Origin of the sequence: Variovorax sp. OK212 (assembly GCF_900112425.1) — a bacterium.
Taxonomy (GTDB): domain Bacteria; phylum Pseudomonadota; class Gammaproteobacteria; order Burkholderiales; family Burkholderiaceae_C; genus Variovorax.
This window is the reverse complement of record NZ_FOLP01000011.1, coordinates 113,900-139,718: the sequence shown is the minus strand read 5'-3', so window position 1 is coordinate 139,718 and position 25,819 is coordinate 113,900. Positions and strand designations below refer to the sequence as shown.

Below are 25,819 nucleotides of genomic sequence, written 5' to 3'. Positions count from 1 at the left end.
GAAGGATCAGGCCAGCAAGCCACGCGAGCGCGCCTCGAAGACCGCCTTGGTGCGCGACGACACGGCGAGCTTCTGGTAGATGTGCTTGATGTGGCATTCGACGGTGTGCTTGGACAGGAAGAGCTGCTGCGCGATCTCCCGGTTGGTGAGGCCCAGCGCGACGAGCTGCAGGATCTCGGCCTCGCGCCGGCTGAGCACGCCGGCATCGACATGGCCCGGCGTGGTGGCCGGCGAGTGGACCAGCTCGAGGATGCGGCTGGCAATGAAGGGGTCGATGGGCGCGCCGCCGCGCAGCACGCTGCGGATGGCCAGCGACAGCTCGATGTCGTCGCGTTCCTTGAGCACATAGCCGGTGGCGCCGGCGCGCAGCGCGGTGAGGATCACGTCCTCGGTGCTCCACGCCGAGATCACGAGGATGCTCAGGCCCGGGTCTTCGGCGCGCAGCTGTTCGATCAGCGACACGCCGTTGCCGTCGGGCAGCTCGATGTCCACCAGCGCCAGCGCATGCGGCTGGGCCGCCATGCAGGCCTGCGCCTGCGCGAAGGTGCCGGCGAAGACCAGCGCGTCGTCCTCGTAGCCGAACTGGGTCAGCAGGGTGTGGATGCGCCGCTGCATCAGCGGTTCGTCTTCCACCACGAGCACCGGCGCCGGCAGCAGGGCCTCGCGCCATTCGGGCGCCGATGGCGCCTGCGCGGCCGCGCCGCCGGCGCCTAGCGGCATGCCAGGCCCTGGAAGGAGCGGTGCGGGGTCTCGGGCCAAAGCGGGGTCATGGGGTGTCGATTCAGGGGGGTACGGAAGCATGCGGTCGGGTGCCGGGGAGCTTAGCAAGACGCGCCGCGCGGCATGGTGCCGATGCTAGCGATGCAGCAGGTGATCACCAATCCCTAGAACCAGTGAAAACCGCCGCGGCGCGGCCCAGGCGGGCCATAACTCAGGGATTCCGCGCCGACTTCCTGCGCGCCAGCTCCGCGGCCTGCGCCCCGATGAGCTGGGCCCGCGCGCGCATCTGTGCGACCACGCTCTCCACGCGCGCGTCGGGCAGGCGCTCGGTGATGGTGGCGATGGCCAGGCCGGCCACGGTGCGGCCATCGGCCAGGCAGATCGGCACCGCGACCGCGCGCGAGCCCGGCACCACGCCGACCGGCGCGTAGGCATAGCCCTGCGCGCGGGTGCGCACCGCGCGCGCCAGCAATTCGGCCGGGTCCACGTGCAGGGCCTTGAGCTTGCGCGCATTGCGCCGCACCACGTCGGCCGCCTCGTCGGCCGGCAGCGAGGCCAGCAGCACCAGCCCGCTCACGCCCACGCCCAGCGGCCGGCGCGCGCCGATCTCGATGGACAGCACTTTCACCGGAAAGCTGCCGGTCCTGCGGTCGATGCACACCGAGTCGGTGCCGTTGCGGATGGTGAGGAACGCGGTGTCGCCCAGGCTCTCGCTGAGGTAGCGCAGGTGCGGCTCGGCAATGGCCTGGATGGGAAAGCGGCTCGCGCGCGCCAGGCCCAGCAGCGAGACCTCGCCGCCCACCAGGTAGCGCCGCGTGGACAGGTCCTGCTCGACCGCGCCCTCTTCCACCAGCACGCTCAGCAGGCGGTGCACGGTCGGCCGGTTCAGGCCGGTGTGGCTCACCACGTCGGTCAGGCGAACGCCGCGCTCCTGGCCGGTGGCCAGCACGCGCAGCACCGCCAGCGCGCGGCGCACGCTCTGCGCGCCGGCGGTGGCCGAGGTGTCGGCGCCGGTGTCCTTCCTATCCGCCGCTGCCGCCATCCATCACCGCCTTGGGCGTCTGCTGCATGCCGCGCAGCGTGACGATCTCGCCCAGCGTCGCGTAGTTGGGCCCGCCGATGCGGCAGACCGGGTCGAGCGCGCGCGTGTCGACCTTGCCGTTGTGCACCAGCCCGTCGCGGATGTGAAAGGCCGTGACCTCGCCGACGATGAACTCGGCGCCGGTCTCGCCGAAGGCGATCACGCGCTCGAGCTTGCATTCCATGCTGACCGGCGCGTCCGCCAGGCGCGGCACGCGCACCGTGCGGCAGGCCAGCGTGCCCAGGCTGAGCAGCTCGGCCTCGCTCACGTCGGGCGCGTGCTCGGCGCTGCTCTCGTGGATGGCGACCATCTGCGAGGCGTCGCCGATGTTCACCACGAACTCGCCCAGCGCATGGATGTTGGCACCCGTGTCCTTGCGTTGCCCCGCCTTGCGCCCGATGTTCACGCCCAGCAGCGGCGGCTTGTTCGACACGAAGGTGAAGCAGGAGAACGGGGCGAGGTTGACCACGCCGGCCTCCGACAGCGTGGTGATCCACGCGATGGGACGCGGCACGACGATGCCGCTCATCAGGCGGTAGGTGGCTTCGGGCGACAGGTCGCCGGCATCGAGAAACATGGCAGGGCCTTGTGAGGTGGCTGGGCCTCGATTGTCCGCAGCGCTTCGGCGGCGCCGTGCGCGGACTTTCGGAAAACGTCCACCATATGGAACAACCGGAGGATATTGCATTGCAGCATCCGGGCGCAAATTCTTAGAGTGCATGGGTCGCCGATGAAACCGCAGCCAACTTGCGGTGCCGGTGTCGAATCAGGAGACATGACTTGAAGAATTTCAGCGCCACATTCCCGGCCCTTGCCACCGCGGCGACCATTGCGGTTTCCGCATGCGCGGCCCTCGCCGCACTGCCCGCCACCGCGCAGGACGCCTGGCCCGACAAGCCCGTGAAGCTCGTGCTGCCCTACCCGCCCGGTGGCAACGTCGACGGTGCCGCGCGCATCATCAGCGAGCAGCTGCAGGCCGTGTTCAAGCAGCCCTTCATCGTGGACAACCGGCCCGGCGCCGGCGGCATGATCGCCGCGGAGTACGTGGCCAAGGCCACGCCCGACGGCTACACCTTCTTCATGGGCGCGAACGGCCCGATCCTGTTCTCGCCGACCATCTTCAAGCGCAACGCCTACGACTGGAAGAAGGACTTCGCGCCGGTCAGCTCGGTGTCGTTCACGCCGCTGGTGCTGCAGGTGCACCCCTCCACGCCGTACAAGACCGTGGCCGACCTGCTCACCGAAGCCAGGAAGCCCGGCAACCAGCTGACCATGGCCTCGCCCGGCGCGGGCACGCAGAACCACTTGGTGAGCGAGTACCTGCAGCGCGAGAGCAAGGCGCACTGGACCACGGTGCACTACAAGGGCAACGCGCCCGCCACCACCGACCTGCTGGGCGGCCAGGTGCAGTTCAACTTCGACCAGATCTCGGTGGCCGGCCCCTTCATCCAGCAGGGCCGCACGCGCGCGCTGGCGGTCACCTCGGCCAAGCGCCTGCCGCAGCTGCCCGACGTGCCGACCCTGCAGGAGGCCGGCTTCAAGGACTTCAGCACCGAGACCTTCACCGGCATCCTGGCGCCGCGCGCAACGCCACCGGAAGTGGTGACGCGCCTGTCGGAGGCGCTGCGCAAGATCCTTGCCGACAAGGCCGTGCAGGCCCGCTTCCAGACGCTGGGCTCCGAGGCCCGCGGCAGCACGCCCAAGCAGTTCGCCGAGTTCCTGACCAAGGAAGACGCGCGCTGGATGCCCGTCATCAAGCAAGCCAACATCACCGCCGAATGACCACCCGATGAGTGCCACCACCACCCTGGGGCGCACCGCGCCCGCCGCGCGCGCCAGCGTCTACATCGACGGCTTCGGCCACAAGAACCCGATTCCGGCGGCCTGCCGCGCCGGCCCGCTGCTGGAGAGCGGCAGCATCCAGGGCAACGACCCCGCCACCGGCAAGCCGGCCGAGAGCATCGAGGCGCAGTGCCGCTTCATGCTCGACAACGTGCGCCGCATCGTCGAGGCGGCGGGCGGCGGCACGCAGGACATCGTGAAGCTCACGGTGTGGATGAAGGACCGCAGCCAGCGCCCCGCGCTCAACGTGCCCTGGCTCGAGATGTTCCCCGACGCCGCCTCGCGGCCCGCGCGCCACGCGATCATCGCGCCCGAGCTGGACATGGGGAAGCTCATCGAGTGCAGCTTCACCGCGTGGATCGCCTGAACAGACCCGTTCGCCTCCTTCGATCCTTTCGACGCTTTCGATCCATTCGCCCCTCTTGCAATCCCTCATCCCCATGGCCGACTACCTCCCCTTCGACCCTCACCCGCGCGCGCCCGTGCCGCTGCCGCCCGCGCTGTCGTGCGACAGCCAGTTCCACGTCTTCGGCCCGCGCGAGCAATACCCGGTGCGGCCCAACGCCGCCTACGAAATGCCCAGCGCCACCTGGCAGGTGGCGCAGCGGCTTCACGCCACGCTGGGCATCCAGCGCGGGGTGATCGTGCAGGCCACCACCTACGGCGCCGACCACACGGTGGTGCTCGACGCGCTCGAGGGCCTGAACGCCGGCGGGCCGCGCCGCTACATGGCGTGCGCCAACGCCGCCGTGCTGACCGAGCGCGACGACGCCTACCTGCACAAGCTGCACGACGCCGGCGTGCGCGGCGCGCGCTTCACGCGCGGCGGGCTCGGCATCAGCCTGAGCGCGGCCGAGCAGGCACGGGCCTTCGCCCGCGTGAAGGAACTGGGCTGGTACGTCAAGGTGCAGCCCGAGCCCCACGGCATCGCCGAGCAGCTCGCCACCTTCGAGTCGCTCGACGTGCCCGTGCTGCTGGACCACATGGGCCGCGCCGACCCCTCGCTGGGCGACGCCGATGCGAGCCTGGCGCGCATGCGCGAGCTGCTGGCGCGCGGCAACTTCTGGGTGATGCTGTCGCTGTCCGAGAAGATCTCGAAAACCGGCGCGCCGTGGAACGACGTGGTGCCGCTCGCGCAGCGCCTGATCGAGGCCGCGCCCGAGCGCTGCGTGTGGGGCAGCGACTGGCCGCACCCCGTGTCGGTCAAGCAGCCGCCCAACGAGGGCGCGCTGCTGGAGCTGCTCTACCGCTTCGCACCCGACGCCGCCACGCGGCAGAAGATTCTTGTCGACAACCCCGCCCGCTTCTTTGGATTCGAGACCGCATGAAACTCATCAGCTACCTGCACGGCGGCGCCTCGCACTGGGGCTGCCTCACCGCCGACGGCAACGGCGTCGTCGACCTGGGGCGCCGCCTGGGCGCCTTCGCTTCGGTGTCCGCGCTGCTGGCCGGCGGTGAAGCCGCGCTGGCCCAGGCCCGCGCCGCGGCCGAAGGTGCCGCCGCCGACCACGCGCTGGCCGACGTGCGCTTCGAGCTGCCCATTGCGCAGCCGCGGCGCGTGTTCTGCATCGGCGTGAACTACGCGCACCGCAACGCCGAGTACAAGGACGGCAGCGACCTGCCGAAGTACCCGAGCATCTTCATGCGCGTGGCCGAGTCCTTCGTGGGCCACGGCGAGGCGCTGCAGCAGCCGCTCGAATCGACGCAGCTCGACTACGAGGGCGAGATCGCCATCGTCATCGGCCGCCGCGCGCGCCGCGTGAGCGGCGACGAAGCCCTGGCCTGCATCGGCGGGCTGACCTGCATGAACGAAGGCACCATCCGCGACTGGGTGCACCACGCCAAGTTCAACGTGACGCAGGGCAAGAACTTCAATGCGTCGGGCGCCATCGGCCCGTGGATCGTCACGGCCGACGAGTTCCCGCAGGGCTTCGGCGCGCTGCGCGTGCAGACCCGCGTGAACGGCGAAGCGCGCCAGGACGACACCACCGCCAACCTGATGTTCGACTTCGCCTACCTGGTGCACTACCTGTCGACCTTCACCACGCTGGAGCCCGGCGACATCATCGCCACGGGCACGCCGACGGGTGCCGGCATCCGCTTCGATCCGCCGAAATTCCTGAAGCCCGGCGACGTGGTCGAGGTCGAGGTGAGCGGCGTGGGCGTGCTGCGCAACGTGGTGCGCGCCGAGGAGTCGCTGCCATGAGCCTGGACGCCGCCACCCTCTCGCAGGCCGCCGAGCGGCTCGAGCAGGCGCAGCACAGCCGCGTGGCGTGCCGCCAGTTCTCGCTCGACTACCCGGACATGGGCATCGACGACGCGTACGCCATCCAGCATGCGTGGATGCAGCTGAAGCTGCGCAACGGCCGCACGGTGAAGGGCCACAAGATCGGCCTGACCTCCAAGGCGATGCAGCGCGCGGTGAACATCGCCGAGCCCGACTACGGCACGCTGCTGGACGACATGTTCTACCGCGACGGCGCGGTGATTCCCAGCGAGCGCTTCCTGCAGCTGAAGATCGAGGCCGAGCTGGCCTTCGTGCTGGCCCGGCCGCTGTCGGGCCCCGACTGCACGCTGTTCGACGTGCTCGACGCCACGGCCTACGTGACGCCCGCGCTCGAAATCCTCGATGCGCGCATCCAGCGCGTCGACCCCGCCACCGGGCGCACGCGCAACGTCTTCGACACCATCTCCGACAACGCGGCCAATGCCGCGCTGGTGCTGGGCGGGCGGCCCTTCAAGCCGGCCGTGACCGATGCGGACATGCGGCGCATCGGCGCCATCGTGAGCCGCAACGGCGAGGTCGAGGAAACCGGCCTGGCCGCGGGCGTGCTCAACCACCCGGGCTACGGCGTGGCGTGGCTGGCCAACCGGCTGCACCGCTTCGGCGTGACGCTGCAGGCCGGCCAGGTCATCCTGGCGGGCTCGTTCATCCGGCCGATCGAGGTCGGCAAGGGCGACACGGTGGTGGCCGACTACGGCGACTTCGGCACGGTGTCGTGCCATTTCGGGTGAGCGCCATGCCGGTGCTGCCCAACCACTTCAAGCGCGCGCTGGCGGCCGGCGTGCCGCAGATCGGCCTGTGGTCGACGCTGCCCGACCCGTACGTGTCGGAGATCGTCGCGGGCGCGGGCTTCGACTGGGTGCTGCTGGACACCGAGCACACGCCCACCGACGTGCCGCACATGCTGCACCAGCTGCAGGCCGTGACCGCCGCGGTGCCGGCCGACACCGCGCGGCGCACCTCGGCCGTGGTGCGGCCCGACTGGAACGACACGGTGCTCATCAAGCGCTACCTGGACATCGGCGCGCAGAGCCTGCTGCTGCCCTTCGTGCAGAGCGCGGCCGAGGCGCAGGCCGCGGTGCGCGCCACGCGCTATGCACCGGACGGCGTGCGCGGCATGGGCGGCTCGGTGCGGGCGTCGAACTTCGGGCGCATCGGCGACTACGTGAAGCGCGCGCAGGACGAGCTCTGCGTGCTGGTGCAGGTGGAAACGCGCGAGGCGCTCGACCACCTCGAGGAGATTCTCGCGGTGGACGGCGTGGACGGCGTCTTCATCGGGCCGGCGGACCTGTCGGCCAGCCTCGGGCATCCGGGCGACCCGGGCCACCCCGAGGTCCGGCGCGCCATCGACGACGCCATCCGCTGCATCCGCGCCAGGGGCAAGGCGCCCGGCATCCTGATGCTGGACGACGCCCGGGCGCGCGAGTGCCTGGCGCTGGGCGCGCTGTTCGTGGCGGTGGCGATGGACCTGCAGATTCTGGCGCGCGGCGCCGAGGCGGCCGCGGCGCGCTTCCAGGACCGGAGCAAGACCACGCAGGCCGCACAGGCCGCGCAGTCCGCGCAGGCCGGATCGATCGCCTACTGACCGGCCGGCGTTCAGCCGTTCAGCCGTTCAGGGCTGGGGCTTCCACGCGATGCGCTGCGCTTTCGCGGGGTCCGTCTTCAGCAGATCGCGAAGCTCCGACTCGAAGCGCGCATCGAGCTCGCGCCGGGTCGCGCCGCACCGCAGGTAGGCGTCCTGCGAGGTGCCGAACATGTGGACGGCCCGCGCCTGGCAATAGCCCGACTTGTCCTGGTAGCAGACCGGCGCATTGAAGTCCGCATGCCACACGCCGGGTTGCGTGCTGCGCATGTGGGCGACAAAGGAGCTCAGCGCGGCCTTCAGCGCCGGCACGTCGTTCTCGGCGCGCGTTTCCCAGACCGTCGATGCCACGTCGACCGGCTTGCCCACGCTGCCGTCGGCCATCATGAAGACGACGCAGTACTTGCCCGGCACATCGGCCGGGTCGAGCGCGACGGGGGCGGCCGCCACCGGGGCCGGCACCGATGCAGGCGCTGCGGGTGCAGCGGCGGCACCGGCAAACTGCGCCCTCGACCCCACCTCCACCACGACGTCGTGCAGGGCCCGGTCGCGCCAGACCCGCAGCGGCGCCTTGAAGCCGGGGCGCATGCGGGCCACGATCGCGCTCAGGTCGGCGGGCTGGTTCACCGGCTGGCCGGCAACTTCGAGCACCACGTCGAGCGGCTTGAGTCCGGCGGCGGCGCCCTTCTCCAGTTCGACGACCAGCGCACCGCGAACCGGCTGCAGGCCCATGGCCCGGCCCACCGAATCGCTCACCGCGTCGGCCCTGATGCCGAGCGCGCCGCGCACGCCGCGTGAGTCGCGTGAGTCGCCGGCGCCGGCCTGGCCGGCCGGTGGCGCCCCCGCGGCTGGCGCGGCGCTCGCCACGGCCTTGGCAACGGGCCGCCAGGCCAGGTCGATGAAGGTCAGGTTGAAACCGCTGAACAGGCCGCGGTAGCGCGCCCGGCTGCTGTTGGCCTTGGCCAGCGTGTCCTCGACCGCACAGGTCGCACGCGCATCCGGCACGCCGTGCTGCGGCACGACGTTGCGCTTGAACTCTTCTTCGGCGGCACCGACGTAGTTGAAGCGCGCCATGGGGTCCATCGCCGGGACGGATTGCTCGAACACGGTGCTGGCGACGGTCTTGCGGACCTTCGGGTCCATGTCGGTGGCGTAGCAGTAGAAATAGAAGGTCGTGCTCGCGTTGCCGGCGGGCGCGGCCGCAACGGCCGCAGTGCCCGCCGTCGCGGAAGCCCCGCCGCAGCCCTGCTCCTGGCGCACCTGGCGGATCGCGTCGACGTGCCAGCCCATGGCCTTGCGCATCATGGCGTCGTTCGCGGCGCTGTTGCTCTCGCCGATGAAGTTGCGTTCCAGCTCGCCCAGGTGCCGGCAGTCGAAGCCGCGGTACTGGCTCGTGGAGATGCCCATGGTCTCGGGCGTCATGTTGGCCTCGGCCGCGCCCTGGATGGCGGAGTCGAGCACGGCGTGGGCGACGGTGAAGCAGCCGGTCAGTTGGGTGCACAGCAGCACCAGGGCGAGGGCGAGGAGGCGGCGAAGGTTCGGCGTGGCGCGGTGCATGGACTGGTGGGCAGAGGACGGCGCGCGAGTCGCCAGGTGGGGTGATGCGTGGATGTTCCCGTCCGCCCGCGACACTGCCCATCCCTTTTTCATGGGAAGACGGATGCGCGAATCGGTCGGCGTTCAGCCGAAGCTCGATCGGCCCCAATCGGCGCTCAGCCGGCGCCAACCTGCGCTCAGCCGGCGCTCAATCCGCGTTCAGGCGCCGCCAGCGTGCCGGCGACGTCCCCACATGCGCGGAAAACACCCGCGTCAGGTGGCTCTGGTCGGAGAAGCCGCAGGCCGCGGCGATCTCCGCGATCGGCAGCTCGGGTTGCGCCAGCAGACGGCGTGCCGCCGCCACGCGCTGCGACACCAGCCACGCGTGCGGTGTCTGCCCCGTGGTCTGCTTGAAGGCCTTGCTGAAATGGCTGCGCGACAGCGCGCATTCGCGCGCCACCTCGGCCAGCGACACGTCGCCGGCCAGGTGCGCCATCAGGAAGGCCTTGGCTCGGCGCTCCTGCCAGGGCGCCAGGCCGCGCGGCTCGGCACTGGCCGCGCCCGCCACGCCGCCGTAGGCGTGCAGCACATGGGCCTTCAGCGCCAGCGTGAGGTGGTCGACGAACAGCGTGCTCGCCGTCTCGGGCTGCATCAGCGCCGGCAGCATGGCCCGGCCCAGGCTGGCCACCACCGGGTCGACCGTGCCCGCGTCGCAACGCAGCGCGCCCACGCGCGGCACGTCCATCTCTTCGGCGAAGGCGTCGATGGTGGTGCGCGGCAGGTGGAACAGCATCGAATGGAACGGGCTGCACACGTAGGCGCTGGCGCACTGCGACAGGTCGGCGATGTGGAAGGCGCCCTCCTGCTGCAGGCCCAGCCGCAGTTCGGTGCCGCCGCTGCGGATGCGCCGGCTGCCGCCCGAGGCGATTTCCACGCTGAGCACGAAGGCGTCCTCGGCGGGCAGCGGCGGCAGCACGAACAGGTGCGGCTGCTCGTAGTGCATGTGCGCAATGACCAGCTCCGAGCCCCAGCGCGAGGTGGCGACGAGCGAGGGCACGGCGTCGACGCCGTACTGCATCGCCAGGCGCTGGCCGAAGCGGCTGTCGCCGCAGGAGGGAGATGGCATGGGGCGCATGTTAGTCGCCGATGCGGGTGCCCGTGCTGGCTCTGCTTCTGGCGCCGGTGCGCGTCACTCGCAGACCAGCTCCGTCTTCGCGGCGGCGCACAGGCGCGCCTTCTCGACGGCAGGCAGCGGCGCCCCGGGCACCAGCCCGTCGAGCATCAGCACGGCGGGGTACAGGCGCTCGTCGCGCGGGTTCTTCCTGTAGGCCTGCATCACGAGGCGCTGGCCGTCCTTCCTGCAGACCTTGCGCTGCGCGCGCGCCACTTCCTTGTCGCGCGCGGAGCCGTCGCCCGAGAACTCGCCCGCGAAGTGGAAGCACATGGCGGCGTCTTCGACGGCCTGGCGCAGGGGTTGCTCGTCTTGCGTGAACACGGCCGATGCAGCCGGTGCAGTCGGTGCGGCCGGTGCAGCGCAGGCGATGGATAAGAACGAGGCCGACAACAGCCCCGTGCATGCAGCGGCAATGCCCTGGAATTTCATGGTGCGCATTCTTCCTTCTTCAAATGACAAAGGCCGCCCACGGGCGGCCCTCGGATCGTACGGACGGAAGAATTACTTCTTGTCGCCGCCCGGCACCTTGCCTTCCACGCCCTTGACGTAGAAGTTCACGCCCGACAGGAACTTGTCGTCGGCCACGGCATCCTTGGCGATCACTTCCTTGCCGTCCTGGCCCAGGATCGGACCCTTCCAGATCACGAAGCTGCCGTCCTTCAGGCCCTTCTTGACTTCCTCGACCTTGGCCTTGGCTTCGGCCGGCACGTCGTCGGCGATCGACACGAGGTCGATGGCGCCTTCCTTCACGCCCCACCAGCTGGTGCCGGTGGCCCACTTGCCGTCCAGGGCTTCCTGGGTGGCCTTGATGTAGTACGGGGTCCAGTTGATGGTGGCCGAGGCCAGGTGGGCCTTGGGACCGTAGGCGGTCATGTCGGAGTCCCAGCCGAAGGCGCGCTTGCCCTTTTCTTGCGCGGTCTTGAGCACGGCCGGCGAGTCGGTGTTCTGGAACAGCACGTCGGCGCCGCCGTTGATCAGGGCGGTGGCGGCTTCGGTTTCCTTCGGCGGGCTGAACCATTCGTTCACCCACACGACCTTGGTCGTGATCTTCGGGTTGACCGACTGCGCGCCCAGCGTGAAGCTGTTGATGTTGCGCAGCACTTCGGGAATCGGCACCGAGCCGACCACGCCCAGCGTGTTGCTCTTGGTCATGGCACCGGCGATCACGCCGGCCATGTACGCGCCTTCGTACGTGCGGCTGTCGTAGGTGCGCATGTTCTCGGCGGTCTTGTAGCCGGTGGCGTGCTCGAACTTCACGTCCTTGCTGTCGGCCGCGACCTTCAGCATGGGTTCCATGTAGCCGAAGGTGGTGCCGAAGATCAGCTTGTTGCCCTGGCCGACCATGTCGCGGAACACGCGCTCGGCGTCGGCGCCTTCGGGCACGCTTTCGACGAAGGTGGTCTTGATCTTGTCGCCGAATTCCTTCTCGAGCGCCTTGCGGGCGTTGTCGTGCGCGAAGGTCCAGCCGCCGTCGCCCACGGGTCCGACATAGGCGAATGCGATGTTCAGCGGCGCTGCCGGGGCGGGTGCCGCTGCGGCGGGTGCCGGGGCCGGAGCGGGCGCCGCGGCCGGTGCTGCCGCTTCTTCTTTCTTGCCGCAGCCGATCAGGGCCGCCGAAGCGACCGCCGTGAGGGCGGCCAGCTTGAGCAGGGAGCGCTTGTTCAGATCATTCATTGTCGGAAATCCTCAAAAGGACAGGTTGGCGGAAAAACGAGAACGCGATTATGAGCCGGGGTAGAACGGTTTCCCGATGGAAGCCGGCATGTTGGCGCGGATGAACGTCGGGTTGCGCGAGATCAGCGCCAGCACCACGATGGGGGCGATGTACTGCAGCATGCTGAGGAACTGCACGGGCACGTCGATGCCGCTGCTCTGCAGGTGAAAGCCCAGCATCGTCACGCCGCCGAACAGGTAGGCGCCCAGCAGCACGCGAACCGGCCGCCAGGTGGCGAAGGTGGTGAGCGCCAGCGCGATCCAGCCGCGGCCCGCGACCATGCCCTCGACCCACAGCGGGGTGTAGACGGTGGACAGGTAGGCCCCCGCCAGCCCGCACAGCGCGCCGCCCGCGATCACCGCCAGGAAGCGGATGCGCCGCACCGGGTAGCCCAGCGCATGCGCCGACTCGGGCGATTCGCCGACCGAGCGCAGCACCAGGCCGGCGCGCGTGCGGTACAGGAACCAGATCAGCGCGAAGGTGAGCACCACCGCGAAATACACCATCGGGTGGTGGCGGAACAGCGCCGGGCCGACCAGCGGAATGTCGCCGAGCACGGGAATGGCGTACGACACGCTCTCGGGCAGCTTGGCCTGCACGAAGTTGATGCCCGCGAAGGCCGAGAAGCCCACGCCGAACAGGCTCAGCGCCAGCCCGGTCGCGTACTGGTTGGTGTTGAGCCAGATCACCAGCACGCCGAAGAAGGCCGCCAGCAGCGCGCCCGCCGCCATGCCGGCCAGGAAGCCCAGCCAGGGGTTGCGCGTGACGACCACCGTGGCAAAGCCCGCGATGGCGGCGCACAGCATCAGGCCCTCGGCGCCCAGGTTGACGATGCCGGCCTTCTCGTTGATGAGCAGGCCCAGCGCCGCAATGGCGAGCACGGTGCCCGCGCTCAGCGTGGAGCCGAGCAGGAGTGCGTAGCTTTCCATGGTCAGTGGCTCCCTTCGGTGGCACGCGCGACGGGTGCGGTGATCGGCGTGCTGGCCTGCAGCGAGGCCGTCGTCATGGTGGCGGCAGCGGCCTTGGCGGCCGCCTTGCGGCGCACGCGGTACGCAATGAGCGTGTCGCAGGCCAGCAGCGTGAACAGCAGCAGGCCCTGGAACACGCCGGTCAGCGACTTGGGCAGGCCGAGGCGCGACTGCGCGAGCTCGCCGCCTATGTAGAACATGCTCATCAGGATGGCCGAGAAGACCATGCCCACCGGGTGCAGCCGGCCGACGAAGGCCACGATGATGGCCGCGAAGCCGTAGCCCGCCGGCACGTACGGCGTGAGCTGGCCGAGCGGGCCGGCCACTTCGAGCGCGCCGGCCAGGCCGGCCGCGCCGCCGGAGGTCAGCAACGCGATCCACACGGCGCGGCGCGCCGAGAAGCCGGCGTAGCGCGAGGCCGCCGGCGCCAGGCCGCCGACCTGCTGCGCGAAGCCCGCCCGCGTGCGGAACAGGAACACCCACAGCGCCCCCGCGCCCACCAGCGCGATGACCAGCCCGATCGTCACGCGCGAGCCCTTGAACAGGCGCGGGATCTGCGTGATGGCCTCGAAGGTCTTGGTCTGCGGGAAGTTGTAGCCGTTCGGGTCTTTCCAGGGCCCGTAGACCATGTAGCCCAGCAGCAGCGTGGCCACGTAGACCAGCATCAGGCTCACCAGGATCTCGTTGGCGTTGCACTTGTCGCGCAGGAACGCGACGATGCCCGCCCACACCATGCCGCCGAGGATGCCCGCGACCAGGATGGCCGCCACGATCCACTGGCCCGTGTTCTTGTCGGCCAGCAGCGCCACGCCGCCGGCCGCGATGGCGCCGAACACGAACTGCCCTTCGGCGCCGATGTTCCACACGTTCGAGCGGAAGCACACGGCCAGCCCCAGCGCGATGATCAGCAGCGGCGTGGCCTTGACCATCAGCTCGCCGATGGCGTAGCCGTTCTTGATGGGTTCGTAGAAGAACACCAGCAGGCCCTTCACCGGGTCCTTGCCGAGCGCGGCGAACAGCGCCACGCCGATCAACACGGTGATCAGCAGCGCCAGGATCGGCGAGGCATAGCTCCAGAAGCGCGAGAGCTCCGGGCGGGGTTCGAGCTTAAGCATGGGTGGCCTCCGAATGCTGCCGGCCTTGCCACAGGCCGCTCATCCATTCGCCGATCTGCGGCAGCGTGGCCGCCGCGCGGTCGATGGAGGGCGACAGCCGCCCCTTGGCGATGACGTGCAGCCGGTCGCAGATGTTGAACAGTTCGTCGAGCTCCTCGCTGATGACCAGCACGGCGCAGCCGGCGTCGCGCAGCGCCAGGATCTCGGCATGGATGAGCGCCGCGGCGCCCACGTCCACGCCCCAGGTGGGCTGCGAGACGATGAAGAGCCTGGGATTGGCGTCGATCTCCCGGCCGACGATGAATTTCTGCAGGTTGCCGCCCGACAGCGAGCGCGCAGCCGCCTTGGGGCCGCCGGCCTTGACCTTGAAGCGCTCGATGATGGCCTTGGCCTGGCGCTCGAGCGCGCCGGTGCGGATCCACCCGCCGCGGCCCACCGCGTCGCTGCGCGTGAGCAGCAGGTTGTGCGCCAGGCCCAGCGTGGGCACGGCGCCGCGGCCCAGCCGCTCCTCCGGCACGAAGTGCAGGCCCAGCGCGCGCCGCGCGCGCGGGCGCAGCCGGCCGGCCAGCTTGTCGAACACCTGGACCATGGCCGCGTCGGCGCGCACGTCCTCGCCCGACAGCGTGTACAGCAGCTCCTTCTGGCCGTTGCCCGAAACCCCGGCAATGCCGACCACCTCGCCCGCGCGCACGTCGAAGGAGATGGCCTCGAGGTCCACGCCGAACTGGTCTTCGCGCGCCAGCGTCAGGCCCTTCACGCGCAGCGCCGCCGCGCCCGCGTGCACCGGGCGGTGCTGCAGCGGCGGCGGCTCGCTGCCGATCATGAGGCGCGACAGCGACTGCGTGCTTTCGTTCTGCGGATTGCACACGCCCGTGACCTTGCCTCCGCGCAGCACGGTGCAGGCGCTGCACAGCTCCTGGATCTCGTGCAGCTTGTGGCTGATGTACAGGATGCTGCAGCCCTCGGACGACAGCTTCTTCAGCACGTTGAACAGCTTGACGACCGCCTGCGGCGTGAGCACCGAGGTGGGTTCGTCCAGGATCAGCAGCTTGGGGTTGGTCAGCAGCGCGCGGATGATCTCCACGCGCTGCATCTCGCCCACCGACAGCGTGTGCACCGGCCGCGCGGGGTCGATGTCCAGGCCGTATTCGCCGGCCTTGGCGGTGATGTTGCGCGTGACCTCGGCCAGCTGCAGCGACTTGTCCAGCCCCAGCCACACGTTCTCGGCCACGGTGAGGGTGTCGAACAGGCTGAAGTGCTGGAACACCATGCTGATGCCCAGCGCCCTGGCCTGCTGCGGGTTGCGCAGGTTGACGGCCTGGCCGTCGAACATGACGGTGCCTTCGTCGGGCTTGACCGACCCGTAGATGATCTTCATCAGGGTCGACTTGCCGGCGCCGTTCTCGCCGAGCACGGCGTGGATTTCGCCGGGCTGCACGGCCAGGGAGATGTCGCTGTTGGCCACCACCGCGGGATACCGCTTGGTGATGTGCGCGAGCTGGAGTCTGGGGGTTGTCATGCCGGGTTTTTCGTGAGTGTCTCGTTCAACATCGCAGGCGGTGTACAGCTATAAGTTTAATAGCGACACCGCCCCCGGCCCGAGCGCCTCAGCACCCGGTCATATCCGCCTTGACATCAGGTCAATGGGCGCCGACATAGGCGAACTTGAAGAGGAACACGGCCGCGATGATCCACACCGAGACATGCACTTCCCGTGCCCGCCCGGTGAACAGCTTCAGGATCGCGTACGAGATGAAGCCGAAGGCCAGGCCCGTGGCGATCGAGTAGGTGAACGGCATCGCCAGCGCGGTGAGCGCGGCGGGAATCACCTCGGTCGTGTCTTCCCAGTTCAGCTCGGTCAGGTCGCGCAGCATCAGGCAGCCGACGAAGAACAGCGCGGGCGCGGTGGCGTAGGCCGGCACCGAGGCCGCCAGCGGCGAGATCATCAGGCAGGCCAGGAACAACGCGGCCACCACCACCGCCGTGAGGCCGGTGCGTCCGCCCGCCTGCACGCCCGCCGCGCTTTCCACGTAGGCCGTGGTGCTCGACGTGCCGAGCAGCGAGCCCGCGAAGATCGCGCCGCTGTCGGCCAGCAGCGCCTTGTTCATGCGCTCCATCTTGCCCGGCACCAGCAGGCCGGCGCGCTTGGCCACGCCCATCAGCGTGCCGGTGGCGTCGAACATCTCGACCAGGAAGAACACCAGCACCACGTTCAGGATGCCGCCCTTGAGCGCGCCCATCACGTCCAGCTGCATGAAGGTGGGTGCCACCGACGGCGGCGCCGCGAACACGCCTTCGAACTTGTTGCCGCCCACGAAGAACGAGGCCACGGTCACGGCCAGGATGCCGATGAGGATGGCGCCGCGCACCTTCAGGCGGTCGAGGATCACGATCAGGAAGAAGCCGATGGTCGCCAGGATCACCGGGGCCGAATGCACGTCGCCCAGCGTCACGAAAGTGGCAGGCGACGCCGCCACCACGCCGGCGCTCTTCAGCGCCACCAGCGCCAGGAACATGCCGATGCCCACCGTGATCGCCGTTCGCAGCGAGTGCGGTATGCCGTCGATGATCAGCTTGCGCAGCCCCGTGACCGTGACCACCAGGAACAGGCAGCCCGAGATGAACACCGCGCCCAGCGCCACCTGCCACGTGTAGCCCATGCCCAGCACCACCACGTACGAGAAATAGGCGTTCAGGCCCATGCCCGGCGCCATGGCGATCGGGTAGTTGGCATACAGGCCCATGATCAGCGTGCCGAAGGCCGCGATGACGCAGGTGGCCACGAACACCGCGCCCTTGGGCATGCCCGCGTCGCCCAGGATGCTGGGGTTCACGAAGATGATGTAGGCCATGGTGAGGAAGGTGGTCAGGCCCGCCACCAGCTCGATGCGCACGGTGGTGTTGTGCTCGCTGAGCTTGAACACCCGTTCCAGCAGGCCCGAGCCGCTTGCGCTGCCCACAGCCGCACGCGGACGTGCGGACTCGACATGCCCCGGCGTGCGGGGCTCGGCGCCTTTCGGCGCCTGTTCAAACGTACTCATTTCGCTTGTCTCCAGCTGTTGTAGTGGCGGTTTCTTCATCGTTGCCCCGCTCACGACGCCGGCGCGAGCGGGATCTCTCAGGGATCGGAGGTTTCAGGCGCCGTGGGCGGGCGCGCCGCGGCGCCGCCGGGTATCGCGGAAACCGGAGGGCGCAGCGACGCCGCCACGTCCTTGATGCATTCGCGCAGCCAGCGCGCCGAGCTCGACGAATGCGTGCGTTCGTGCCAGAGCTGGTAGTACATGAGCCGCGGCAACGCCACCGGGCAGTCGAGGATCTTCAGCGGCAGCCGCGCCGCGAAGCGCTCGCAGTACTGGCGCCCGGTGGTCAGCACCAGCAGGCTGGAGGCCACCATGTCGGGAATGAGGCCGAAGTGCGCGCAGCGCGCCGTGATGTTGCGCTGCCGCCCCAGTTCGTCGAGCATCTGGTCGATGATGCCGCGCCCGCCCGGGTGCATGGGCGTGGGCGCGATGTGCTCGGCCGCCAGCCAGGTCTCCAGGTCCCAGCCGCGGCGCACCGCCGGATGGTCCTTGTTCACCAGCGACACCACCTCGTCGCCGAACAGGCGCGCCATGTGCAGGTCTTCCGGCGGCTTGAGCCAGTTGCCGATCACCAGGTCGACCTGGCCGAGCGCCAGGTGGCCGTGGTAGTCGGAGTCGGGCGAGAGCGCGTGGATCTCGATCTGGCACAGCGGCGCGTCGCGCTTGACCTGCGCCACCAGCATCGGCAGGAACAGCGGGTCCATGTAGTCGCTGGCCGCGATGCGAAAGGTGGTGGCCGCCGATTGCGGATCGAAGCCGCGCGCATCGGAGAACAGCATCTCGGCCGCACGCAGGATGCTGGCGGCCGGCTCGATCATGCGCAGCCCCGCGTCGGTGGGCACCATGCCCGAGCCCGAGCGCACCAGCAGCGGGTCGCCCGACAGTTCGCGCAGCCGCTTCAGCGCGGCCGAGACCGCCGGCTGGTACATGCCCAGGCGAATGGCGGCGCGCGAGACGCTGCGGTCGGTCAGCACGGTGTGAAGCACCCGGATCAGATGCAGGTCGATCTTGTCGAAAAGCGCTTGGTCTCTCATGGCTGTTCACACCTTTCTTGTCTGTGCGAACAGTTATACAGCGCAGCATTTGGCGAACCGGGGGTTGGAAGTGAAGCTCGGACCGTGCGAGCACGGCCCGCTGTCATTCGACCGATGCTGCCTGCACCATCGTGATGGCGCGAAGGATCGACTCGCTCGTGGCCGGCGCCTTCAGCGGCGGATCGACCCGGTGCCCGCCCGCGGCCGACACGGCGTCGCGGATCGCGAAGAACACAGAGAACGGCAGCAGCAGCGGCGGTTCGCCCACGGCCTTGCTGCGGTGGATGGAGTCCTCGAAGTTCTGGCCCTCGAACAGGCGCACGTTGAACACCGGCGGGCAGTCGTTGGCCGTCGGGATCTTGTAGGTGCTGGGCGCATGTGTGGTGAGCTTGCCGCTTTGCGGGTGCCACACCAGCTCCTCGGTGGTGAGCCAGCCCATGCCCTGGATGAAGGCGCCCTCGACCTGGCCGATGTCCACCGCCGGATTCAGCGACTTGCCCGCGTCGTGCAGGATGTCGGCGCGCAGCAGCTTCCATTCGCCGGTGAGCGTGTCGACGATCACCTCGCTCACCGCCGCGCCGTAGGCGTAGTAGTAGAACGGGCGGCCCTGCATCTTGTCCTTGTCCCAGCTCAGGCCGGGCGTGGCATAGAAGCCGTCGGACCAGAGCTGCTTGCGGTCCAGGTAGGCCTCGCCCACCACGGTGCTGAAGGCCAGCGTGCGGCCGTTGACCTCGACCTTGTCGTTGGCGAAGCGCACGTCGCCGGCCTTGCCGCCGTGGCGCTCGGCCGCGCAATCGGCCAGGCGCTCGCGGATCTGGCGGGCCGCGTCCTGCGCGGCCTTGCCGTTCAGGTCGGCGCCGGTCGAGGCCGCCGTGGCCGAGGTGTTGGCCACCTTGGTGGTGTCGGTCGCGGTGACGCGCACGCGCTCGAAGCTCACGCCCAGCTCGTGCGCCACCACCTGCGCCACCTTGGTGTTCAGGCCCTGGCCCATCTCGGTGCCGCCGTGGTTCACCAGGATCGAGCCGTCGGTGTACACATGGACCAGCGCGCCGGCCTGGTTGAAGTGCTTCACGTTGAACGAGATGCCGAACTTCAGCGGCGCCAGCGCCAGCCCGCGCTTGAGCACCGTGCTCTTCTTGTTGAAGGCCGCGATGTCTTCGCGCCGCGCGCGGTAGTCGCTGCTGGCTTCGAGCTCGGCCACGAGTTCGTGGACGATGTTGTCGGTCACGGTCTGGCGGTACGGCGTGACGTTGTTCTCCGTCTTGCCGTAGAAGTTGACGCGCCGCACGTCCAGCGGGTCGCGCTTCAGCTCGCGCGCCACCGAGTCCATGATGTTCTCGATGGCAATGGCGCCCTGCGGGCCGCCGAAGCCGCGAAAGGCCGTGTTGCTCTGCGTGTTGGTCTTGCCCGAGAAGCCGTGCATGCTCACGTTGGGCAGCCAGTAGGCGTTGTCGAAGTGGCACAGCGCGCGCGTCATCACCGGACCCGACAGGTCGGCCGAATGTCCGGCGCGCGAGACCATGGTGATCTCCGCGCCCAGGATGCGGCCCTCGTCGTCGTAGCCCACCTCGTACTCGTACCAGAAGCAGTGGCGCCGGCCGGTGACCATGAAGTCGTCGTCGCGGTCCAGCCGCAGCTTCACCGGGCGCTGCAATTGCCGCGCCGCCACGGCGGCCACGCAGGCGAACAGCGCCGACTGCGACTCCTTGCCGCCGAAGCCGCCGCCCATGCGCCGGCATTCCACATGCACCTCGTTCGACTGCAGGTGCATGGCATGCGCCACCAGGTGCTGCATTTCGCTCGGGTGCTGCGTGGAGCAGTGAATGTGCAGCGCGCCGCCTTCCTTCGGAATGGCGTAGCTGATCTGCCCTTCCAGGTAGAACTGCTCCTGCCCGCCCACGTCGAGCGTGGACTTGTGGCGGTGCGGCGCCTGCGCGATGGCGGCGTGCACTGCCGCCTCGTCGCCCCCGTTGGCACCGCCGCCGCTGCGCACGATGTGCATCGGCGGCACCACGTACTGGCCGCGCGCATGGGCGTCCTGCGGCGTGATGACGGGCGGCTGCGCCTCGATGGTCAGCGCGTCCTTCGCCTTGGCGGCGGCGCGGCGCGCGGCGTCGCGGGTCTCGGCGATCACGGCGAACACCGGCTGGCCGAGGTAGCGGATCTCTCCGCCGTCGTTCACCGGCAGCAGGATGGGGTCGTCGTGAATGATCGAGCCGCAGTCGTTGGTGCCCGGGATGTCGTCGGCCGTGAGCACCGCGACCACGCCCGGCATCGCGCGAATGGCGTCCAGCGACAGCGCCGTGACGCGGCCGTTGGCGGCCGGCGACAGGCCCAGCGCGCAATGCAGCGTGCCGGCAAGCTCGGGAATGTCGTCGATGTAGGTGGCCTCGCCGGCCACGTGCAGGTGCGCCGACTCGTGCGGGCGGCTGATGCCCACGCGCATGCCGCGCTCGTGCGCCAGCGCTTCGGCGCCCACGTCGATGCGCGCGGCGGCGTTGGTCAGGTAGTCGGCAAAGGCCTCGGCGGGCTGCAGCAGGCGGGCGTCGATGGGTTTGTTCATGGTCAGACTCCTGCGGCCGTGGCCGGGGTCGTGGCGGAGGTGGCGTGGGGCATCACGCTCCAGACGCTGGTTTCTTCGAGCGACAGCGCGTCGTCGGCGCGGGTTTCGAGCCACAGCCGCTGGATGAGGTTCTGCGCCACCAGCAGCCGGTAGTCGGCCGAGGCGCGCATGTCCGACAGCGGCTTGAAGTCCTGCGCCAGCGCGAGCTTGGCGGTGGCCACGCTGGCCTGCGTCCAGGGCTTGCCGACGATGGCGGCCTCGGCGCTCGCGGCGCGCTTCACGGTGGCGGCCATGCCGCCGAAGGCCAGGCGCACGGCCTTCACCGTGTCCGAGCCGGCCTCGAACTCGATGGCGAAGCCCGCGCACAGCGCCGAGATGTCGCAGTCGAAGCGCTTGCTGATCTTGTAGGCGCGCACCTGGCGGCGCATGGCGGCATGCGGAACGGCCATGCCCTGCACGAACTCGCCCGGCTGCAGCTGGTTCTTCATGTAGTCCAGGTAGAACTCGGGCAGCGGCATGCGGCGCACCACGTCGCTGCGGCGCAGCTCGATCTGCGCGTCGAGCGACATCAGCACCGGCGGCGAATCGCCGATGGGCGAGCCGTTGGCCACGTTGCCGCCCATGGTGCCGGCGTGGCGGATCGGCGGCGAGGCGAAGCGCAGCCACACGTCCGACAGGCTGGGCACGCGCTCGACCAGTGCGGCGAAGGCCGATTCGAGCGAGGCGCCGGCGCCGATGTAGAGCTCATCGGCTCTGTCTTCAATGGTCTTCATCTCCGCCACGTCGCCCACGTAGATGATGTCGCCGAGGTCGCGGAACTGCTTGTTGACCCACAGGCCGACGTCGGTGGAGCCGGCCAGCAACTGGGCGCGCGGCTTCTGCTCGCGCAGCGCGGCGAGCTGGGCCAGGGTCCTGGGGGCGTGGAAATGGTCGATGCGCGCGCCGAGCGGGGCGGCGTAGTCCAGGCCGTCGTTCTGCAGCGCGGTGAGCGCCGCCACCACGGGCTGGGTGTCGAGCCGCACGGCGGGCAGGTCGAACATGCGCTGGCCGGCGTCGAGGATCGGCCGGTAGCCGGTGCAGCGGCACAGGTTGCCCGACAGGTCGTCGGCCAGCTGCTGGCGGGTGGGCTGCGTGCCTTCGGTCTGGTGGTGCTCGTAGGTGGACCACAGCGACATCACGAAGCCGGGGGTGCAGAAGCCGCACTGCGAGCCGTGGCAGTCGACCATGGCCTGCTGCACGGGGTGCAGCGTGTGCACGGCGTGGGGCTTCTTCTCTGCGGTTTTTTCGATCTTGCACTGGCCCTTGAGGTCTTCGACCGTGAAGAGCGCCTTGCCGTGCAGCGTGGGCAGGAACTGGATGCAGGCGTTCACGGTCTGCAGGTTCAGCCCGCCGACGGCGCCTGGCGCGTGCGGGTCGCTGGCCAGCTCGCCGATGACGACGGTGCAGGCGCCGCAGTCGCCTTCGTTGCAGCCTTCCTTGGTGCCGGTGCAGCGGGCGTCCTCGCGCAGCCAGTCGAGCACGGAACGGGTCGGGTGGACGCCGGTGACGTCGACGATCTTTCCGCGATGGAAGAAGCGGATGGGTTGGATCGGTTGGATCTGGCTGCGGTGGCTGCTGTCGGTGCTCATGCTTTTTGGGCTCGTGGGGGACCCGTTGTGGGTCAGTCATGGACGTTAGCGGCTTGTCCGGCGTCGCGCATACGGGGTCGCCCATAACGCGTATGTGGGGGTCGGTATGCCACGTACGGGGAAACCCTTGCGGGGATGCTGCAATTCTTGCGCCATGGCGCTCCATGGCCCGTGATGCCGGGCGCGGCAGACCGTGCGGCGGAGCGTACCGCGCTACGCGCGGGGCCGGCTGGTCGACTCGCGCACCACCAGCGACACGTCGACCTCATGGTGCAGCGCGGCCGGCCGTCCCGCCAGCGACTTGACCAGGTACTCGCCGGCGCGCGTCCAGACCTCGTCGGTCGGCACGTGCATGGTGGTGAGGCTGGGGCGCAGGTGGCGGCTCCATTCGAGGTCGTCGAAGCCCATCACCGACAGGTCGTTCGGCACATTGAGCCCGCGGCGCTCGGCCTCCAGCAGCACGCCGTAGGCGATCACGTCGTTGCCGCAGACCACCGCGGTGGGCCACTGCTCGCGCGACGACGACAGCAGCGCACGCGCGCCCTGGCGCGCATCGTCGAGGTGGTAGGGCACCTCGATGTACCACTCGGGCCTGAGCGCGAGGCCGCTTTCCGCCAGCGCGCGCCGCACGCCCGACACGCGCGCGGTGGCACGGTCGTTGTTCGACGAGATCGCCGCCACCATGCCGATGCGCGTGTGGCCCAGCTCCATCAGGTAGCGGCAGGCGCGGTAGGCCGCGGCCTCGTTGTTGCCGCCGACCGAGGCGTAGGGCTTGTCGGGGTGGTATACGCCCACGTTCACGAACGGAATGCGCTGCGAGGCCAGCAGCCGGCGCAGCGCGTCGGTGTGGGTGTCGCCGCGAAGAATGAGCCCGTCGATGCCGCGGCTGGCCATGTTCTGCGCCTGGCGCGCCTCGGTCTCGGGGTCGTAGCCGCTGGTGGACAGCAGCAGCAGGTAGCCCTGCAGCGACAGGTAGCTCTGCAGCGCCTCGATGCCGCGCGCGAACATGGCGTTGTCCACCGTCGGAATGATCGCGCCGATGGTGCGCGTGCGGCGCGACGACAGCGCGCGCGCTGCGGCGTCGGGGATGTAGCCGAGCTCGGCAATGGCCGCATCGATGCGCATGCGCAGCTCGGGACTCACCGACTCGGGGTTGTTGAGCGTGCGCGAAATCGAGGCCGTGGAAACGCCCACGTGCTTGGCGACGTCCCGGATTCCCACTGATTTCGGCTTCATGATGAAACAGTTTACAGGAAGCGATACGTAGCCGTTTACAGCCAATTTTGAGGGAAATCCCCTATCAATTTCTCCTGTGAACGGCCTTTCTCCGCGTTGACATCGATGGGCCTCGTTCCGATAATTTTGTAAACGGTTACATGGCGATTCGCACGCTGTGATGACCTCGCCTTTGACACGTCACAGGAGACAAAGAAATGAGACAAGCCTTTCGCGCCACGGCATCCGTTCGCGCCGTCGCCCTGCTCGCCGCGGCTTCTTGCGCCGGCACCGCCTTCGCCCAGGAGTTCAACTGGAAGAAGCACCAGGGCAAGACCCTGACCTTCCTGGCCAACAACAACCCCGTGGCCAACGCGCTGCTCAAGTACAAGGGCGACTTCGAGCAGCAGACCGGCATGACGCTGAAGGTCGACTCCTACCAGGAGCAGCAGATGCGCCAGCGCCTGGTGACGGTGATGAACTCGCGCAGCGACGAGATCGACGTGTTCATGTCGCTGCCCTCGCGCGAGGGCATGCAGTTCGCCAAGGCCGGCTGGTACGCCGACCTCAACGACTTCGTGAAGGGCGCCAGCGCCAAGGACTACGACTTCGCCGACCTGAGCGCCGGCATGCTCAAGGACGCCACCTACGACAAGCAGCTCACCGGCATCCCGATGAACGTCGAGGGCCCGGTGCTGTACTACCGCAAGGACCTGTTCCAGAAGTGCGGCGTGTCGCTGCCCAAGAGCCTGCCCGAGCTGGAGGCCGTGTCGGCCAAGCTCAAGAGCTGCGAGCCCGGCGTCACGCCCTTCGTGTCGCGCGGCCTGAAGCCCGCCCTGCCCTTCACGTACAGCGTGTTCCTGCACAACATGGGCGGCCAGTACATGAAGGACGGCAAGTCGCAGCTGTGCAGCAAGGAAGGCCAGGCCTCGCTGGCGCTGTACGCCAAGCTGCTGAAGGACTACGGCCCGCCCGGCGTCGTGAACTACAGCTTCTATCAGATCTCCTCGCTCTACAAGGAGGGCAAGGCGGCCATGGCCTTCGAGTCTTCCAACGAGCTGCGCAACGTGATGGACGGCGGCGCCCGCCTGAAGGACACCGCCGTCGCCGTGCTGCCGGCCGGCCCCGGCGGCTCGCACCCGACCGTGATCGGCTGGACCATGTCGGTGTCGGCGCACAGCAAGAACAAGGAAGCCGCCTGGTACTTCGTGCAGTGGGCCACCAGTCCCGCCGTGCAGGCCAGGCTGGCGCTCGACGGCGTGGCGCCGCCGCGCGCGGCCGTGGCCAAGGCGCCCGGCTACAAGGCCTGGACCGACGAGCAGCCGGTGCGCGCCGAATGGGTCGCGGCCGTCAACGAGCTGAGCCGCACCGGCACCTCGGAGGTGGGCTACCCCATCGTGGCCAACCCGGCTTCGCGCGACTTCATCGGCCAGGCCGCCACCGAACTGCTGCTGGGCCAGAAGGCCCCGGCGCAGGCCTGCGCCGACGCCGACAAGCAGCTCGACGCGCTCATCGCCAAAGACTGACCCGATGGCCGTGTTCGACTTTTCCGCAGGCCACCGCGTGCTGGTGGTCGGGGGCGCCGGAGACATCGGTGCCGCCATCTCGCGCGCGTTCCTGGAGATGGGCTGCAGCGTCATCGCCACCGGCGTGGACGAGGCCGCGCTCGCGGCCAGTTCGCTGGCGCCTGTGCAAGAGATTTCGCCGGAGCTTTCGCTGCGCACGCTCGACGTGACGAGCGACGCGCAGGTCGCCGGTTTCGTCGGCGGGCTCGACCGGCTCGACACGCTGGTCAACTGCGCCGGCATCCTCGCGCGCTTCAAGGAGTTCGAGATCGAGACCTTCCAGCGCGTGCTCGACGTCAACCTCACCGGCACCTTCCGCCTGTGCAACGCGAGCCTGCCGCTGCTGGAAAAGAGCAAGGGCAGCATCGTCAACGTGGCGTCGATGAACGCCTTCGTCGCGCTGCCCTTCATCCCGGCGTACTGCGCGAGCAAGGGCGGCGTGGTGATGCTCACCAAGTCGCTCTCGCTGGCCTGGGCCGAGCGCGGCGTGCGCGTGAACGCCATCGCGCCGGGCTATGTGGAGACCGCCATCAACGCGGCCGGCCGGCAGGACCAGGCGCACTACGAGCGCATCCGCTCGCGCATTCCGCTGGGCCAGTGGGCGCAGCCCGGCGACATCGCGGGCAGCGCCGTTTTCCTGGCGTCGCCCGCGGCGCACTACGTGACCGGCACCGTGCTCGCGGTGGACGGCGGCTTCCTCGCGGGCTGAAGGCAAAGG

23 protein-coding genes are annotated in these 25,819 nt (G+C 69.4%); 8 read left to right on the top strand and 15 right to left on the bottom strand.

The window, feature by feature from the left end:
- Positions 1-6 precede the first annotated feature (6 nt).
- The 3 genes from BM004_RS26820 to BM004_RS26810 form a co-directional block, all read right to left on the bottom strand.
- Positions 7-720 carry a response regulator transcription factor gene (locus BM004_RS26820; RefSeq protein ID WP_093129370.1) on the bottom strand — a complete coding sequence of 238 codons (714 nt, stop codon included), beginning with the start codon at positions 718-720 and terminating at the stop codon, positions 7-9.
- Between the two features lie 211 nt (positions 721-931).
- Positions 932-1,762 (bottom strand): IclR family transcriptional regulator, encoded by an 831-nt coding sequence (locus BM004_RS26815; protein ID WP_093218099.1) that lies wholly within the window; start codon positions 1,760-1,762, stop codon positions 932-934.
- Positions 1,743-2,378, bottom strand: a complete 636-nt coding sequence (locus BM004_RS26810; RefSeq protein WP_093218098.1) for a flavin reductase family protein — start codon at positions 2,376-2,378, stop codon at positions 1,743-1,745. The genes BM004_RS26815 and BM004_RS26810 overlap by 20 nt, the downstream gene beginning before the upstream one ends.
- Before the next feature lie 203 nt (positions 2,379-2,581).
- Between BM004_RS26810 and BM004_RS26805 the strand changes: the two genes are divergently transcribed.
- The 6 genes from BM004_RS26805 to BM004_RS26780 all read left to right on the top strand — a co-directional run bounded on the left by BM004_RS26805 (position 2,582) and on the right by BM004_RS26780 (position 7,512).
- On the top strand, positions 2,582-3,583 hold the full coding sequence (locus BM004_RS26805) for a Bug family tripartite tricarboxylate transporter substrate binding protein (protein WP_256220059.1): 1,002 nt from the start codon (positions 2,582-2,584) through the stop codon (positions 3,581-3,583).
- A 7-nt stretch (positions 3,584-3,590) separates the two neighbouring features.
- A complete protein-coding gene (locus BM004_RS26800) occupies positions 3,591-4,010 on the top strand; it encodes a RidA family protein (protein ID WP_093129367.1) in 420 nt (139 codons plus the stop codon).
- A gap of 73 nt (positions 4,011-4,083) precedes the next feature.
- Entirely contained in the window at positions 4,084-4,971 is an 888-nt protein-coding gene (locus tag BM004_RS26795; RefSeq protein ID WP_093129366.1) for an amidohydrolase family protein, read from the top strand.
- On the top strand, positions 4,968-5,849 hold the full coding sequence (locus BM004_RS26790; RefSeq protein ID WP_093218096.1) for a fumarylacetoacetate hydrolase family protein: 882 nt from the start codon (positions 4,968-4,970) through the stop codon (positions 5,847-5,849). Before BM004_RS26795 ends, BM004_RS26790 begins: the two co-directional genes overlap by 4 nt.
- On the top strand, positions 5,846-6,658 hold the full coding sequence (hpaH, locus tag BM004_RS26785; protein ID WP_093129364.1) for a 2-oxo-hept-4-ene-1,7-dioate hydratase: 813 nt from the start codon (positions 5,846-5,848) through the stop codon (positions 6,656-6,658). The genes BM004_RS26790 and hpaH overlap by 4 nt, the downstream gene beginning before the upstream one ends.
- 5 nt (positions 6,659-6,663) lie before the next feature.
- Positions 6,664-7,512 (top strand): HpcH/HpaI aldolase family protein, encoded by an 849-nt coding sequence (locus BM004_RS26780; RefSeq protein ID WP_093218192.1) that lies wholly within the window; start codon positions 6,664-6,666, stop codon positions 7,510-7,512.
- 27 nt (positions 7,513-7,539) lie between these two features.
- Here the strand turns inward: BM004_RS26780 and BM004_RS26775 are convergent, their stop codons facing one another.
- The 12 genes from BM004_RS26775 to BM004_RS26720 form a co-directional block, all read right to left on the bottom strand.
- Complete coding sequence (locus BM004_RS26775) at positions 7,540-9,066, bottom strand: S1C family serine protease (protein ID WP_093218095.1); 1,527 nt, start codon at positions 9,064-9,066, stop codon at positions 7,540-7,542.
- Positions 9,067-9,253: 187 nt separating this feature from the next.
- A complete protein-coding gene (locus BM004_RS26770; protein ID WP_093218093.1) occupies positions 9,254-10,171 on the bottom strand; it encodes an AraC family transcriptional regulator in 918 nt (305 codons plus the stop codon).
- Positions 10,172-10,234: 63 nt separating this feature from the next.
- A complete protein-coding gene (locus tag BM004_RS26765; RefSeq protein WP_143072519.1) occupies positions 10,235-10,657 on the bottom strand; it encodes a hypothetical protein in 423 nt (140 codons plus the stop codon).
- A gap of 63 nt (positions 10,658-10,720) precedes the next feature.
- A complete protein-coding gene (locus BM004_RS26760) occupies positions 10,721-11,893 on the bottom strand; it encodes a BMP family ABC transporter substrate-binding protein (protein WP_093218090.1) in 1,173 nt (390 codons plus the stop codon).
- Between the two features lie 48 nt (positions 11,894-11,941).
- On the bottom strand, positions 11,942-12,862 hold the full coding sequence (locus BM004_RS26755; RefSeq protein ID WP_093218088.1) for an ABC transporter permease: 921 nt from the start codon (positions 12,860-12,862) through the stop codon (positions 11,942-11,944).
- A 2-nt stretch (positions 12,863-12,864) separates the two neighbouring features.
- Positions 12,865-14,016 carry an ABC transporter permease gene (locus BM004_RS26750; RefSeq protein ID WP_093129358.1) on the bottom strand — a complete coding sequence of 384 codons (1,152 nt, stop codon included), beginning with the start codon at positions 14,014-14,016 and terminating at the stop codon, positions 12,865-12,867.
- Positions 14,009-15,535 carry an ABC transporter ATP-binding protein gene (locus BM004_RS26745; protein ID WP_093218087.1) on the bottom strand — a complete coding sequence of 509 codons (1,527 nt, stop codon included), beginning with the start codon at positions 15,533-15,535 and terminating at the stop codon, positions 14,009-14,011. Before BM004_RS26745 ends, BM004_RS26750 begins: the two co-directional genes overlap by 8 nt.
- Positions 15,536-15,656: 121 nt before the next feature.
- Complete coding sequence (locus BM004_RS26740; RefSeq protein WP_093129356.1) at positions 15,657-17,057, bottom strand: NCS2 family permease; 1,401 nt, start codon at positions 17,055-17,057, stop codon at positions 15,657-15,659.
- Positions 17,058-17,134: 77 nt separating this feature from the next.
- The gene (locus tag BM004_RS26735; protein WP_093129355.1) at positions 17,135-18,130 is read right to left on the bottom strand and encodes a LysR family transcriptional regulator; all 996 of its coding nucleotides are present in this window, start codon (positions 18,128-18,130) and stop codon (positions 17,135-17,137) included.
- Between the two features lie 103 nt (positions 18,131-18,233).
- Positions 18,234-20,693, bottom strand: coding sequence for a xanthine dehydrogenase molybdopterin binding subunit (gene xdhB, locus BM004_RS26730; protein WP_093129354.1), 2,460 nt, complete (start codon positions 20,691-20,693; stop codon positions 18,234-18,236).
- Between the two features lie 2 nt (positions 20,694-20,695).
- On the bottom strand, positions 20,696-22,321 hold the full coding sequence (gene xdhA, locus BM004_RS26725) for a xanthine dehydrogenase small subunit (protein ID WP_093218085.1): 1,626 nt from the start codon (positions 22,319-22,321) through the stop codon (positions 20,696-20,698).
- Between the two features lie 213 nt (positions 22,322-22,534).
- Positions 22,535-23,557, bottom strand: a complete 1,023-nt coding sequence (locus tag BM004_RS26720) for a LacI family DNA-binding transcriptional regulator (protein ID WP_093129352.1) — start codon at positions 23,555-23,557, stop codon at positions 22,535-22,537.
- 197 nt (positions 23,558-23,754) lie between these two features.
- Here BM004_RS26720 and BM004_RS26715 point away from each other — a divergent pair, with 197 nt between their 5' ends.
- Together BM004_RS26715 and BM004_RS26710 are read left to right on the top strand one after the other, a co-directional pair.
- Positions 23,755-25,062 carry an ABC transporter substrate-binding protein gene (locus BM004_RS26715; protein WP_093129351.1) on the top strand — a complete coding sequence of 436 codons (1,308 nt, stop codon included), beginning with the start codon at positions 23,755-23,757 and terminating at the stop codon, positions 25,060-25,062.
- Between the two features lie 4 nt (positions 25,063-25,066).
- Entirely contained in the window at positions 25,067-25,810 is a 744-nt protein-coding gene (locus tag BM004_RS26710; protein WP_093218083.1) for an SDR family NAD(P)-dependent oxidoreductase, read from the top strand.
- Positions 25,811-25,819 lie beyond the last annotated feature (9 nt).